13 protein-coding genes are annotated in these 12,996 nt (G+C 40.3%); 7 read left to right on the top strand and 6 right to left on the bottom strand.

The genetic code is table 11. The features are described from left to right. Nucleotides 1-91: 91 nt before the first annotated feature. Nucleotides 92-1,444, bottom strand: a complete 1,353-nt coding sequence (locus ACTJKC_RS22400) for a HAMP domain-containing sensor histidine kinase (RefSeq protein WP_440795487.1) — start codon at nucleotides 1,442-1,444, stop codon at nucleotides 92-94. Then, nucleotides 1,445-2,122 carry a response regulator transcription factor gene (locus ACTJKC_RS22395; protein ID WP_440795485.1) on the bottom strand — a complete coding sequence of 226 codons (678 nt, stop codon included), beginning with the start codon at nucleotides 2,120-2,122 and terminating at the stop codon, nucleotides 1,445-1,447. A 331-nt stretch (nucleotides 2,123-2,453) separates the two neighbouring features. Between ACTJKC_RS22395 and ACTJKC_RS22390 the strand changes: the two genes are divergently transcribed. Next, on the top strand, nucleotides 2,454-3,083 hold the full coding sequence (locus ACTJKC_RS22390; protein WP_440795483.1) for a DNA-3-methyladenine glycosylase family protein: 630 nt from the start codon (nucleotides 2,454-2,456) through the stop codon (nucleotides 3,081-3,083). A 573-nt stretch (nucleotides 3,084-3,656) separates the two neighbouring features. Here ACTJKC_RS22390 and ACTJKC_RS22385 read toward each other — a convergent pair. From ACTJKC_RS22385 to fucP, 3 genes are all read right to left on the bottom strand, one after another. Beyond that, the gene (locus tag ACTJKC_RS22385) at nucleotides 3,657-4,439 is read right to left on the bottom strand and encodes an SDR family oxidoreductase (RefSeq protein ID WP_440795481.1); all 783 of its coding nucleotides are present in this window, start codon (nucleotides 4,437-4,439) and stop codon (nucleotides 3,657-3,659) included. A 205-nt stretch (nucleotides 4,440-4,644) separates the two neighbouring features. After that, nucleotides 4,645-6,282, bottom strand: coding sequence for a UxaA family hydrolase (locus ACTJKC_RS22380; RefSeq protein ID WP_440795479.1), 1,638 nt, complete (start codon nucleotides 6,280-6,282; stop codon nucleotides 4,645-4,647). A gap of 7 nt (nucleotides 6,283-6,289) precedes the next feature. Next, entirely contained in the window at nucleotides 6,290-7,600 is a 1,311-nt protein-coding gene (gene fucP / locus ACTJKC_RS22375) for an L-fucose:H+ symporter permease (protein ID WP_440795477.1), read from the bottom strand. Between the two features lie 328 nt (nucleotides 7,601-7,928). Here fucP and ACTJKC_RS22370 point away from each other — a divergent pair, with 328 nt between their 5' ends. Further along, complete coding sequence (locus ACTJKC_RS22370) at nucleotides 7,929-8,798, top strand: AraC family transcriptional regulator (protein ID WP_440795475.1); 870 nt, start codon at nucleotides 7,929-7,931, stop codon at nucleotides 8,796-8,798. 380 nt (nucleotides 8,799-9,178) lie between these two features. Here ACTJKC_RS22370 and ACTJKC_RS22365 read toward each other — a convergent pair whose 3' ends face one another. Next, nucleotides 9,179-10,138 (bottom strand): GlxA family transcriptional regulator, encoded by a 960-nt coding sequence (locus ACTJKC_RS22365; RefSeq protein ID WP_440795473.1) that lies wholly within the window; start codon nucleotides 10,136-10,138, stop codon nucleotides 9,179-9,181. 133 nt (nucleotides 10,139-10,271) lie between these two features. Here ACTJKC_RS22365 and ACTJKC_RS22360 point away from each other — a divergent pair, with 133 nt between their 5' ends. From ACTJKC_RS22360 to ACTJKC_RS22340, 5 genes are all read left to right on the top strand, one after another. Then, the gene (locus ACTJKC_RS22360) at nucleotides 10,272-10,766 is read left to right on the top strand and encodes a DinB family protein (RefSeq protein WP_440795471.1); all 495 of its coding nucleotides are present in this window, start codon (nucleotides 10,272-10,274) and stop codon (nucleotides 10,764-10,766) included. 3 nt (nucleotides 10,767-10,769) lie between these two features. Further along, complete coding sequence (locus ACTJKC_RS22355) at nucleotides 10,770-11,276, top strand: DinB family protein (RefSeq protein WP_440795469.1); 507 nt, start codon at nucleotides 10,770-10,772, stop codon at nucleotides 11,274-11,276. A gap of 14 nt (nucleotides 11,277-11,290) precedes the next feature. After that, the gene (locus ACTJKC_RS22350; protein WP_440795467.1) at nucleotides 11,291-11,698 is read left to right on the top strand and encodes a hypothetical protein; all 408 of its coding nucleotides are present in this window, start codon (nucleotides 11,291-11,293) and stop codon (nucleotides 11,696-11,698) included. Nucleotides 11,699-11,852: 154 nt separating this feature from the next. Further along, complete coding sequence (locus ACTJKC_RS22345) at nucleotides 11,853-12,269, top strand: VOC family protein (RefSeq protein WP_440795465.1); 417 nt, start codon at nucleotides 11,853-11,855, stop codon at nucleotides 12,267-12,269. 343 nt (nucleotides 12,270-12,612) lie between these two features. Beyond that, nucleotides 12,613-12,990, top strand: a complete 378-nt coding sequence (locus tag ACTJKC_RS22340; RefSeq protein ID WP_440795463.1) for a DoxX family membrane protein — start codon at nucleotides 12,613-12,615, stop codon at nucleotides 12,988-12,990. Nucleotides 12,991-12,996 lie beyond the last annotated feature (6 nt).

The following is a 12,996-nucleotide window of genomic DNA, read 5'->3' as shown; positions in this document are numbered from 1 at the left end:
GCTAAATCTGTATCGAGATAGATCTCTCTCCCGAATATTCGGGACGCTTCAGGAGATGACGGGCATTGCACGAGCGTTAGCGCAGTAGTATCTAAAACTTTGCTAGCCTCACCGTAAAAGTACAGCCACCCTTATCAATGTTCTTTACGGTTATTTCGCCTTTAAGCAGATCGATAATTTTCTGGGCCATATAAAGTCCCATGCCTTCACCGTTGTGGCCATGTTCATTTGCACGCGTGTAAAAAGGTTTAAAAATATCCGCCTGATTTTCGGTAGAAATACCCGTTCCTTGATCGGTGATGTGGATGAGGAAATCATTTCCATTAGCTTCTACAAAAATATTCACTTCCTGATTTTCGGAAAATTTAAAAGCATTGGAAATGATATTGTCTAAAGCAATTTGCAACAAAACTGTATTAGCTAAAATTTGAGGTTTTGATTCAAATGAGACCTGATAAGTAATTTTAAGATCAAGGTTTTTCTGTGTTTTCCATTCAACCTGGATTTTGGAAAGTAAATTATCCAACCGGATCGGAACAAGTTGCGAATTGATCAGTTCGAGGTCCATTTTTGCAAGGGCAACTAAACCGGTAATGATGTGTTCCATTTTTTCGGCGTCCTCAAGCATTGAAGCGATCACTTTTTGATAAGCGGCCTGATCCCTTTCTTTTGATAGTGCAAGTTCGGAGGTCATCATCATGCGGGTAACAGGCGTCCTTAATTCATGCGAAGCATTGGCAGCAAAAGTTTTTTGCAAGATAAAAGCCTGTTCCAGTTCTTCCATTAAATGGTTAAAACTTTGGGCAATGAGGTTAATCTCGTCTTTATTGTTGTTTTCTTCTACCCTGAATTCCATGTTTTGCGAACCAGCCTGTTTTACTTCGAGCATAAATTTTTGCAGGGGTTCGAGCATTTTCCGGGCAATTAACCGGCTCAGCAACAATACAATCAGTGAAATGAGGATGAAGATAAAAATCATGATCTTCAACAATTTATCGAGCCTGTTGTGTGAGCCCTGATCGTCGGCCGAAGCCAGGATTACAAAATCGCCCTGATTGTCTTTATAATAAATGCCAACCACCTGCCGCTGCCCGTCGGTGTACTTTAAGCGTCCTTTCCGACGTACTTCATCGATGGTGGCGGGTGCCCAGTATTGTGCGGTATCGCCGATAAAGGTGGCCCTGTTCTTTTTATCGTAAACGCGGATCACTTCGCTGTTTAACTTTTGCAGGTATTTATGGCGGACGGTATTCAAAGCATCTCTGCTGATTTCGTCGGCTTCGAGGTAAAGTTTTGCCGTAACCATGGTACGGTCGGTGAGGCGCTCAAAGAAATCGGCTTCCAAAAATTTCATAAAAGTAAAATATACCGTACAGAGCACCGCGAAGAGCATTGAGGTGCTGATCAAGGTAAAATACAACGCTATCCGGTCTTTTATTTTCATTTATTTCAAAATATAACCCATGTTGATTTTGGTGTGGATGAGTTTGCGCTCAAAATCCTTCTCGATTTTTTTTCGCAGGAAATTGATATAAACATCAATTACGTTCGTTCCGGTTTCGAAATTGATGTCCCAGACTTGCTCAGCAATAAACTGCCTGGAGAGTAAGCGGTTGGGGTTGCGCATAAAAAGTTCGAGCAGCACAAATTCTTTGGCACTTAACTCAATGGTTTTTCCTGCACGACTTACTTCTTTGCTATAGGTATCGAGTACCAGGTCTTCGAAATATAATTTATGGTCTGTTTTAATTCCGGCAGCAGGTTGCCTCCTCAAAAGTGCTGCCACCCTGGCCAAAAGTTCTTTCAGGTGGAAGGGTTTTACGAGATAATCATCGGCGCCGGCTTCCAGGCCCGTAACTTTATCATCAATGGTGCCCATAGCAGTGAGCATGAGGATTGGTGTTTGCAAATTGTTTTCCCTGAGGTGTTTACAAAGCTGGATGCCATTGAGGCCGGGCATCATCACGTCGACAATCAGGAGGTTAAAACTTTCACTCAAAAAAAGTTCCAGCGCATCAATCCCATTGGCTACAGTTAGTACCTGATAATCGTTTTCTTCGAGTGCAGATTTTAAAAGTGCCGCAATTTTAGGATCGTCTTCCGCTATTCCAATCTTTAGCATGTAACAAAAGTAACCATCTCATCTTAAAACGGGATTAAAATGGATGGTCTTTATGTTATTTGAGCAGATTTTCAGGACCGGATGATCCAAAATGAGTTATGTTGTAGCTGAAATGACGGGTTAGCCCACACAGACCAAAAAAATGGTTGTCATTTTGAGTGAAACGAAGAATCTGCAAGCGATGGAAAACCGAACCCGAAAACAGATCAAAAATCAGAAAGATTCTTCGCTCCGAATATTCGGGACAGGTAGCGTTCAGAATAACTACAAAGAAGTTTTAGCGTAGGTTATACTACCTTAATCCTTATTATATTTGACCAAAAACATTTCCATGTTCGAAACATTTGATCAGACCAATTTTCTTCAGCTTTGCGATTTAGCAGGTAACAGGGATGCAGATTTGCAGTCGATTTTGGATAAATACGGTTACCCGCCGTTTTGGTCGAGACCAAATACCTTTGAATCACTGGTGCATATTATTTTAGAACAACAGGTTTCTTTGGCTTCGGCATTGGCTACGCTGAATAAACTGAAAGAAAAAATAGGAAAGGTTACACCAGCCCGATTGTTATTGCTTAATGACCAGGAATTAAGGGATTGTTATTTCAGCAGGCAAAAAACAGTTTACGTGCGGCATTTGGCTGAAAGTTTGGTTAGCGGAACGTTATCACTTAGCAAAATGGAAACGATGGATGATCTTGCCATTAGAAATCAACTCAAAACCATTAAAGGTATAGGCGATTGGACCGTAGATATTTACCTGATTTTTATGCTGCACCATACGGATGTTTTCCCCATAGGAGACCTGGCTGCGATAAACTCACTAAAGAAAATAAAAGGTTTGACAGCCAGTGTGAGTAAAGAGGAAGTTTTGGCGGTTGCAGATCAATTTAAACCTTACCGCACCATTGCCACGATGTTGTTATGGCATGTTTATTTGGAAGAAAGGAAGAAAAAGTAATATTAAACAACTCCATGGTCTGTGTCCTCACAGGCCATTTAAATTAGTTTTTGTTTCGGTCTGTGAGGACACAGACCGAGGGTGTGAACCTTATCGCACCATTGCCACGATGTTGTTATGGCATGTTTATTTGGAAGAAAGGAAGAAAAAGTAATATTAAACAACTCCATGGTCTGTGTCCTCACAGGCCATTTAAATTAGTTTTTGTTTCGGTCTGTGAGGACACAGACCGAGGGTGTGAACCTTATCGCACCATTGCCACGATGTTGTTATGGCATGTTTATTTGGAAGAAAGGAAGAAAAAGTAATATTAAACAACTCCATGGTCTGTGTCCTCACAGGCCATTTAAATTAGTTTTTTGTTTCGGTCTGTGAGGACACAGACCGAGAGTGTGAACCTTACCGCACCATTGCTACGATGTTCTTATGGCATGTTTATTTGGAAGAAAGGAAGAAAAAGTAATATTAGACAACTCCATGGTCTGTGTCCTCACAGGCCATTTAAATTAGTTTTTTCTTTCGGTCTGTGAGGACACAGACCGAGAGTGTGGGGTTTGGAATGACAGTGACTTATTACAACAGCGCCCTATCCAAATGTACATAACCACCATCTACATGGATTAACTGACCGGTAGTGTGGCTCGATTTATCTGATAATAAAAACACAGCGGTATTCGCAATTTCATCTACAGTAGTCATCCGGTTTTCAAATGGAATTTTATCGGTAATGCTTTTCAGTTTTTCATCACGGTTTTCAAAAGTGCTGATCCACTTTTCATATAAAGGTGTCCATGCTTCGGCAACAATAATCGCATTAACACGGATGCTGTAGGGCAATAATTCCACCGCCCACTCGCGTGTTAAAGCATTTCTGGCACCGTTTGATGCCGCATAGCCTGATGTTCCGCCTTGTCCGGTTTCTGCTGTTTTACTGCCGATATTCAAAATAGAACCTTTACTTTCTTTCAATGCCGGTAAGGCGTACTTCGCTAAAAGATAATAGTGCACCACATTTTTATGCAGTGATTCCATAAAAGCTTCATAAGTGCCGCTTTCGAGGCCTACGCCATCGTTAACACCGGCATTATTCACCAGGCCATCAATTCTGTTATATTTTTCTAAAATGGCATCTATAATGGTTTTGCAGCTTTCTGGTGCAGTAAGTTCCGCAGTAAAATAATCGGCTTTTAAGCCTGAATTTTTTACTTCCTGAAGCATTTTCTGGTTATCTTCTTCATTTCTGCCGATGATGATTGGGAATGCATTTTCAATGGCAAGAGCTTTAACAATTGCCGCTCCGATGCCTTTTGCACCACCACTTACCAGTATTATTTTGCCGTCTAAATTTAAATTCATATTCGGTTATGTTTTTGTTTTTATTTAAGCATAGCGCCAGGAGTTGAGGGCATAGAGAGAGACTTTGTCTGTATAGATTTCTCTCCCGACTTAACCTCGGGATTTCACTCCAGTCGAAATGACGGATCGATTAGTGTTTCCTCCATTATCCACCTTACCTCATCCATCTTCCATTTTACCTCTTCCATTTCACATCATCCATCCTCTACAGGCTTACTCCTCTTTTCCAGGGGATAAAATCATCCTGGTTAAGTTGTACAGCTTTAGGGATTTCCTCTCCGCTGGCTACTTTAATGCAATATTCTAAAATATCTTCACCCATTTCGTTTATGGTTTTTTCGCCGTTAATCACCGCTCCGGTATCGATGTCGATAATATCGCTCATGCGCTTAGCCAGAATCGAATTCGTGGCCACTTTAATGGTCGGGCAAACCGGATTTCCTGTTGGTGTACCTAAACCCGTGGTAAACAGAATAAGCGTGGCTCCGGCAGCCGCTTTACCTGTAGTGGCTTCCACATCATTTCCGGGCGTACAAACCAGGCTTAAACCAGGTTTAGTTGCAGGCTCAGTATAATCTAACACATCAACCACAGGGGAAGAACCCGCCTTACGTGCTGCTCCTGCAGATTTTATCGCGTCGGTAATTAAACCATCTTTAATATTACCCGGCGAAGGGTTCATGTAAAAACCAGAACCAACTTTATGTGCCAGGTCATCATATTCTGTCATTAAACGGATAAATTTTTCAGCAGTGGGCTGGTCTACAGACCTGTCAATCATTTCCTGTTCTACGCCACAAAGTTCGGGAAACTCTGCCGATAACACCTTTGCACCCAATGCCACCAATAAATCGGCACAGTAACCCACAGCCGGATTGGCAGAAATGCCACTAAAACCATCACTGCCGCCACATTTTACGCCTACGCATAATTTGCTTAAAGGGGCTTCTGTACGTTCTTGTTTATTGATAAGCATCAGGCCTTCAAAAGTGCTTTTGATTGCATTCTGGATTAAATGTTCTTCACTCTGTGTTTTTTGCTGTTCAAAAATTAATAAGGGTTTATCAAAATTGGGATCAAGCGCCAAAAGATCGCGTTTAAAATCGTCTACCTGCAAATGCTGACAACCTAAGCTTAAAACCGTAACACCTGCCACATTGGGGTGATTGGCATAAGCAGCCAGCAACCTGCTCAAAGTATTCGAATCCTGACGCGTACCGCCACAACCACCATTATGTGTGAGGAATTTAATGCCATCTACATTTTTAAAGGTTCGGTTAGCTTTATTTACTTTGGGTTCGAAACTGATGTTATCAATACTCTCACCACTTTCGTAAGCCTGAACAAGTTTGTGCGTGTACGATTTATATTGCGCATCAACCGCATAACCGAGTTCGCCATATAGGGATTCTTTAATGATATCGAGGTTTCTGTTTTCGCAGAAAACCGTTGGGATAAACAGCCAGTAATTTGCAGTGCCCACTGCACCGTTTTTACGGTGATAACCATAAAATTTGCGATCGGCATATTGACTCACATTGGGCGCTTCCCACTTAAAATCAACATTTCGGTAGGCAAATGGCTCAGCTGCATGCTTGGTGTTCTCTACACTCATGCGCATACCTGCTTTTACCTCAAACTGGACTTTCCCCACCAGAACACCATACATAATCACTTCATCGCCGGTTTTCATATCCTGCATAAAAAATTTATGCTTGGCGGGGATTTCATCAACAGTCAGGTAGGCAATTCCTTCGTAAACAATTTCGGTTCCCTGAGGTAAATTCTGTAATGCAACCAAAACATTATCGGCATTATTAATCCTGATGACTAATTTTTTCATTGTTAATTTATACTTCTAAACTTATTTCTTTTTCAGTATGATTGGGTTTCCAGCCTTTCCAGCCAAAGTAGAATACCACTAAAAAGCAAACAAAGGGAACCAAATAACCATATTGTATATTGTGTGTGGCATCTGATATTAAACCCAATACCGGCGGCAAAAATGCACCACCTACTATCGACATTACAATTAGCGATGAACCCAGCTTGGTATCTTTACCCAAGCCAGCTATTCCTAATGAGAATATGGTTGGGAACATAATCGACATAAAAAAGGCCACACCGATTAAAGCGTAAACGGTAATCATTCCGGTAGCAAAAATGGATACCAGTGTAAGCAGCGCGCTGATTAAAGCATATAACATTAACAATTTGTGTGGAGCGACAAATCTCATAAGGAAGGTCCCGGCAAATCTACCCAGCATAAAAGCCAAGCCTGCTGCGCCAGAATACCATGCCGCCTGCGCCGGGGTAATACCAGCAGATGAGGTTACGAAACTGATAAATAAGCTTAATACGCAAACCTGTGCGCCAACGTAAAAAAACTGCCCGATAACCGCCCAACGTAAATGACTATGCCCCAGAACATGCCCAAAAGAGCTTTTTTCATTAGCATTTTCTTCTTCTTTAATATCCGGCAGCTTGGTAAAAATAAATAAGATGGCCACTATAATAATCAGGATACCCAAAATTAAATAAGGCGCTTTTACTGTTGAAGCTTCCTCAAGTACATAAGCCTGTTTTTCTAATGGAAGCAATTTCGCCAGTTGCGCATCGGTGTATTTTGCTTCAGTAAAAATCAATTTTCCCCCAACTACAGGTGCTAAAAATGCTGCTAAACCATTAAACGATTGGGAGAAGTTTAAACGTTGGGTAGCTGTTTCCGGCGGCCCAAGCACGGTAACGTAAGGATTTGCAGCTGTTTCTAAAAAGGTTAAACCGCAGGCAATGATAAAAAGTGCACCTAAGAAAAAGATGTATTGTGCGGTATTTGCTGCGGGGATAAACAACAAACAACCTATGGCAAATAAAACAAGTCCTAATATAATGCCGCTTTTATAGCCATACTTGCGCATGATGTAACCTGCAGGAAGTGCCAATAAAAAATAGGCGATAAAAACAGACGAATCGACCAGGGTAGATTCGAAAACATTCAGCTGGAAGGCTTTGCGTAAATGTGGAATTAAAACCGGATCGAGGTTATGTACAAAACCCCAGAAAAAAAAGAGGCTGGTAACTAAAATTAATGGAAACAGGTACCCTTTGCCGCCATTTGGTGTATCGGATACCTGAAAATTCGTTGTGGTGTTGTGGCTCATATTTGGTTTGGTTAAATTGATGAAGCTGGTTATGCCAAAATAAAAGTAGTTAAACTTCGGGCTCCATTGCACCAATTACTAAAGATTGTTCAATATCTGCTGTTTTAGAAGGTCAGGCTATAAATGCACCGTATCCGGTATCTTTCGGTATAACAAGGAATAAATAATCTACCTTCATAAATGTGTTATTGGTTAGTTGTTGTATTACAAATTAAGCCCTTAAGTACTAATAAAAATTTAACTTTATGATCTAATTATTAAATGATATTGTCTCTAATTTATACATTGCGAAATATTACTGCATATTAGAGTGATTTTTTAAGATTTTATGAAACCGCATTTACTTAATGTATCTACCAATACGGTGGATTCTTTTAGCGCCCGGAGGGATATTATGCCAGATGTGAACAACCTGTGGCATTACCATTCTGCCCTGGAGCTGATTTACATCAAAAAAGGCAGGGGAACGCAGTTTATTGGCGACAGCATTAAAAATTTTAGCGAGGGCGATGTGGTATTGCTTGGCAGTAACCTGCCTCATTACTGGCGATTTGATCCTGAGTTTTTCGAAAAAAAGGAGGGCGAATCTGTTGATGTGTATGCCATCCACTTTAAAGAAGATTTTTTAGGAGCTGGATTTATCGATCTTCCCGAAAACCAGGAACTTAAAAAGATGCTGGCACAATCTAAACAAGGAATCCAGCTATCAGGGGATGCGAAAGAAAAAATAGCCCGATTGGTGCCTTTAATTATTGAGGCTACGGGTACCATGCGGATTATCAGGCTGTTAGAGGTGTTGACTGAAATAGCCAGCTGCGAAGAGAAAAAAACATTGGTTTCGCTGGGCTTTAAACCTAATTTTCTGGAAAACGAAAAAGACAGGATCCAATCGATTTATAATTATACCATCAGCAATTACAAAAATAAGATAGAGCTTAAAGAAATTGCTGCGGTGGCTAAAATCAGTCCGAATTCGTTTTGCAAGTTCTTTAAAACCAAAAGCCGGAAAACTTACACGCAGTTTCTGAACGAGATTAGGGTGGGGCAGGCCTGTAAACTATTAATAGAAAATGATTTAACGGTAAAAGAAATCTGTTATGATTGCGGTTTTTATAATTTTACCAGTTTTCATAAATATTTTAGGGAAATAACCGGAAAAACCCCGCTTAAATATCAGCAGGCCTTTTCTAAGCAGTAATGTTCTTTAGTGGTTAGAGCAGATACCAACCATTTTTAGCCCCGATTGCACGGAAAGCCCGGAGCGTAGTGAGGACTTGGAGTAAAAGCGGGACAGCAGTTGTCTAAAAACCACAGGCTTTGCGCTTCAAAAAAATAAATAGCTCACCCTGAATTTTTTTATGTCTTTAAGTTAGCCTGATGTCTAATTTAAATTTTGGAGCAGATACCAACCCTTTATAGCCCCGATTGCACGGAAAGCCCGGAGCGTAGTGAGGACTTGGAGTAAAAGCGGGACTGCAGTTGACCAAGAACCACAGGCTCTGCGCTTCAAAAAAATAAATAGCTCACCCTAAAATAAATGCACAAATTTCTCTACTGCGGCCAAAATGACGGTGTTTCCTACCTCGCCTGGAATTTATCCCGATACTGTGTAGGCGTCATCCCAACTGATTTTCTGAACACTTTCCTGAATGCTTTTGGATCGTTATACCCCGAATTGTAAATCACTTCCGTCATTTGCTGAGCCGTTTGTTCTAAAAGTTTTTTAGCTGCTTCAATGCGGGTTTGCTGCAGGTACTCGATGGGGGTAATGCCAATAACCTGCTTAAAACGGCGTACAATATTTCTTCTGCTGGAAGGAATATCCTTAATCATTTCTTCAATAGTAGCCACATCCTGGTAGTTGCTTTCAATTTTTTCCTGTGCCGAAGCTACCAGGTCATCGTTATGGTGACGGATGGGCTGAAAAGTGCTGAAGTATAACTGGTTTACGCGGTCCATATCGATGGCGAAAACTTTGGCAACTTTCACCGCCATATCTTTTCCGCAGTGGATCTGTAAAAGGTGTAACAATAAATGAAAGGTAGAGGTTGCACCGCCACTGGTAAAAAGTTTTCCATCCTGTGTTACGGTTTTATCGGCTTTTAAATGCACCTGCGGAAAAGCGGTCGAAAATGCCGGACAGGCATCAACATGTGTGGTAGCAGCTTTCCCATCCAACAAACCCGATGCGGCCAGTAAAAATGCACCGGTACAAAAAGTTGCAATTTCTGCCCCGGTGTGATGCTGTTTGTTTAACCATGAAATATAACTTTTATTGGCCGAAATGCATTCCTTAATATCATTGGTGGCAAAAGATGGAATCAAAATAAGATCAAGATCGGTGGCCTTTTGTAAGGAGATGCAGGGGTGTTCGCTAAAGTTATAATTTTTATCATCAGCAGTAATTAAACTGATATTAAAGGGTGTTTCGAGCTCATCTTTCCTGTAGAATCCATTTACGGTATCAAAAACATCTAAAATAGCCGCTACGCTTAATAATCTGAAGTTTTGGGGCATTAAAACACCTATTTGTATCATTTGGTTAAAATTTGGGAATAGTAAATATATAAAAATTGTCTGAAATGCCCCTTAATATTGACTTTTACGGCAAGGGTGTGCCTCAATATTAAGCTTTAACTTTATTTTAAGTTAATCACCTAAACAAAACAACATGAAAACCACACCAAAAAGTAGCAGGATTTACGGTCTGATTGTACTCTACGAGATGCATACCGATTTTTTATTAAAGGCTTTAGATGGTATAGATGAAAAGGATGCGCAGAAAAAACTGGAAACCAAGGCCAACCACATCGCCTGGATTACGGGCAGTGTAGTGCAGGGGAGGTATTTTCTGGCTAAATCGTTCGGAATTGATCTCCTTTCTATCACCGATGAACTTTTTGCTAATAATAAGGGCATTGTTGATGATGCGGTGTATCCATCGATTGCCGACCTTAAAAAAGACTGGTCAGTCATTTCGCCAAAGCTGCAGGATGCATTAACGCAGGCTACGGATGAAAAGCTGGAGGAAAAGTTAACTATGCCGGGAATGGAAATTACCCTTTTCGAAATGATCAGCTTTAGTACTTACCGTGATGCGAACTGCATCGGGCAGATTGCCTTGTGGCGAAGATTATTGAACTATCCAGGAATGAATTATATGTAGGCTATGGAAAAATTAATTAAAGAAACCGAAGAAACCTTATTGGCACTGGAAAACGTTTTCTCAAAATTTGATGGCCATCTGGTTAACAAAGTGCCTTTTGAAGGCAGCTGGACTGCCGGACAACTTGCAGAACATTTGATATTATCGAATGGTGGCTTTTTGCAGGTAATTAACGGAAGGGTTACGGAAACCGATAAACCGGCAGATTTAATGGTAAGTCAGATTAAAAATGATTTTTTAAATTTTAATGTGAAGTACAATTCGCCCAAAGAGATTTATCCTGAAAACAAAGCTTATAACCAGCCGGAATTATTAGAAAATTTAAAGCAGATCAGGACGGGAATTTCGAATGCCGCAACTGGTTTAGATTTAACTAAAACATGTGTTTCTTATGAACTACCTGGATATGGCTTTTTAACACGTTTAGAGGCAATTTATTTTGTGATTTACCATACACAAAGACATGTACATCAATTAAAAAATATTTATAGTGGCTTAAATCCCAATTGATTTTAACTAAATTTATGAGAAACAACAGGCTTGATTTACTCAATCCCTATATAGGTAAATGGAAAACCGAAGGTTTAACCAAATCGGGCGAAGTAATTACCGGAACGGATACCTACGAATGGATTGAAGGCAGTTTCTTTTTAACACATAAAGTGGATGTAACGTTTAACAAAAAGAAAATGCAATCTTTAGAAATTACCCATTATGATGATATGGAGGATGTGTTCAGGTCACAGTCGTTTGATAATGAAGGAAATATTTCGATCTCTACACTTAAAATTTATGATGATATCATTTTAATTTTTGCGGATACAGAAAGATTTAAAGGGAATTTTAAGGCTGATACAATAGAAGGACTGTGGGAGCAGTTTGATGGTAAAAACTGGGTAGAATGGATGGATATAAAACTGACCAGACTATAGATGAGGTTTGAAGTCGGAAGTCTGAAGTCTCAAGTCTGAAGTCCGAAGCCGACTAATCGCAGGGCTATACAAATAACCAATGACTACTGAACTAATGACTACTGAACTAATGACCAATTAACCAATGACTAATAAACCAATTAACTAAATAAAAATGGCAACACTTAACACGTATTTAAATTTTAACGGTAACACCGAAGAAGCATTCAACTTTTACAAATCAGTTTTTGGCGGTGAGTTTCTGGTAGTGCAACGCTATAAAGATTCGCCCGGCTGCGATGGAATGCCTGCGAGTGATCAGGAGAAATTGATGCATATCGCTTTACCTATAGGCGGTAACATTTTAATGGGAACCGATATTACCGATCCGATGCCACCAGCCACATTAGGCACAGGTATTTCGCTTTCTGTTGATGCGCAAAGCGAAGAAGAAGCCAAACGCTTATTTGATAGCCTGTCTGAAGGTGGTACCGTAACCATGACTTTAGAAAAAACCTTTTGGAATGCACTTTTCGGCATGACTACCGATAAGTTCGGGATCCAGTGGATGGTGAATTATGATTTTAAATAAGGAGGTAGTCCAAAGTCTATAGTCATGAGTCCTTAGTCCCGGGTCTTTAGTCCGTAGTCGATTATCTAGATTAGTCACCCTAAGCGGAGTTGAAGGGCAGTAGCAGTTCGGCTTTCAGCGCCGGTTAACCGGTTTAAACAATTAACCAGTTAACCCAATCATTGTAAGCTATGCGACTATCAACCATGGACTATAAAACTATTGACCAACAGGTGGTTTGAAGTTCCGCGTTTCATCAACAATTAACCAATTAACCAATTAACCAATGACCAATGACCCAACAGACCAACAATAAATGATCAAAAAATATTATTTTTAAAATACAAACTAAAACTTAACCATCATGAAAATTGCTGTAATTATTGTACGTGTACTTTTGGCCGCCATGTATTTATTTGCTTCGGTGAGCTATTTTCTTAACTTAATGCCTAAGGCACCAGAGATGACGGCTGCACAAACCAGCTTTATGACAGGCGTAATGGCATCCGTATATCTTTTTCCGTTAATTAAAATAACAGAGTTAATCGGGGGAGTATTATTGCTCATTAACCGTACCGCGCCTTTGGCTGCTATCATTATTTTTCCGGTCACTTTAAATGTTTTTCTGTATCATGCATTTTTGGGGCCGAAAGAATTACCAATGGTTGCCGTAATGTTATTGTTCAATCTGTTTCTGTTTTATGCTTACAGGGCGAAGTACCTGCCCATCGTTTCAAAGTAAATTTCA

Origin of the sequence: Pedobacter sp. 22226, from assembly GCF_052045455.1 — a bacterium.
Lineage (GTDB): Bacteria > Bacteroidota > Bacteroidia > Sphingobacteriales > Sphingobacteriaceae > Pedobacter > Pedobacter jeongneungensis.
The sequence above is the reverse complement of the archived record's forward strand: the minus strand, read 5'-3'. Positions and strand labels throughout refer to the sequence as shown.

Excerpts from the sequence above, each read along its gene's own strand:
- ACTJKC_RS22350 (WP_440795467.1), top strand. The coding sequence starts at position 11,291 with ATGAGAAACAACAGGCTTGATTTACTCAATCCCTATATAGGTAAATGG.
- ACTJKC_RS22360 (WP_440795471.1), top strand. The coding sequence starts at position 10,272 with ATGAAAACCACACCAAAAAGTAGCAGGATTTACGGTCTGATTGTACTC.
- ACTJKC_RS22395 (WP_440795485.1), bottom strand. The coding sequence starts at position 2,122 with ATGCTAAAGATTGGAATAGCGGAAGACGATCCTAAAATTGCGGCACTT.
- ACTJKC_RS22340 (WP_440795463.1), top strand. The coding sequence starts at position 12,613 with ATGAAAATTGCTGTAATTATTGTACGTGTACTTTTGGCCGCCATGTAT.
- ACTJKC_RS22370 (WP_440795475.1), top strand. The coding sequence starts at position 7,929 with ATGAAACCGCATTTACTTAATGTATCTACCAATACGGTGGATTCTTTT.
- fucP (WP_440795477.1), bottom strand. The coding sequence starts at position 7,600 with ATGAGCCACAACACCACAACGAATTTTCAGGTATCCGATACACCAAAT.
- ACTJKC_RS22380 (WP_440795479.1), bottom strand. The coding sequence starts at position 6,282 with ATGAAAAAATTAGTCATCAGGATTAATAATGCCGATAATGTTTTGGTT.
- ACTJKC_RS22365 (WP_440795473.1), bottom strand. The coding sequence starts at position 10,138 with ATGATACAAATAGGTGTTTTAATGCCCCAAAACTTCAGATTATTAAGC.
- ACTJKC_RS22345 (WP_440795465.1), top strand. The coding sequence starts at position 11,853 with ATGGCAACACTTAACACGTATTTAAATTTTAACGGTAACACCGAAGAA.
- ACTJKC_RS22385 (WP_440795481.1), bottom strand. The coding sequence starts at position 4,439 with ATGAATTTAAATTTAGACGGCAAAATAATACTGGTAAGTGGTGGTGCA.
- ACTJKC_RS22390 (WP_440795483.1), top strand. The coding sequence starts at position 2,454 with ATGTTCGAAACATTTGATCAGACCAATTTTCTTCAGCTTTGCGATTTA.
- ACTJKC_RS22400 (WP_440795487.1), bottom strand. The coding sequence starts at position 1,444 with ATGAAAATAAAAGACCGGATAGCGTTGTATTTTACCTTGATCAGCACC.
- ACTJKC_RS22355 (WP_440795469.1), top strand. The coding sequence starts at position 10,770 with ATGGAAAAATTAATTAAAGAAACCGAAGAAACCTTATTGGCACTGGAA.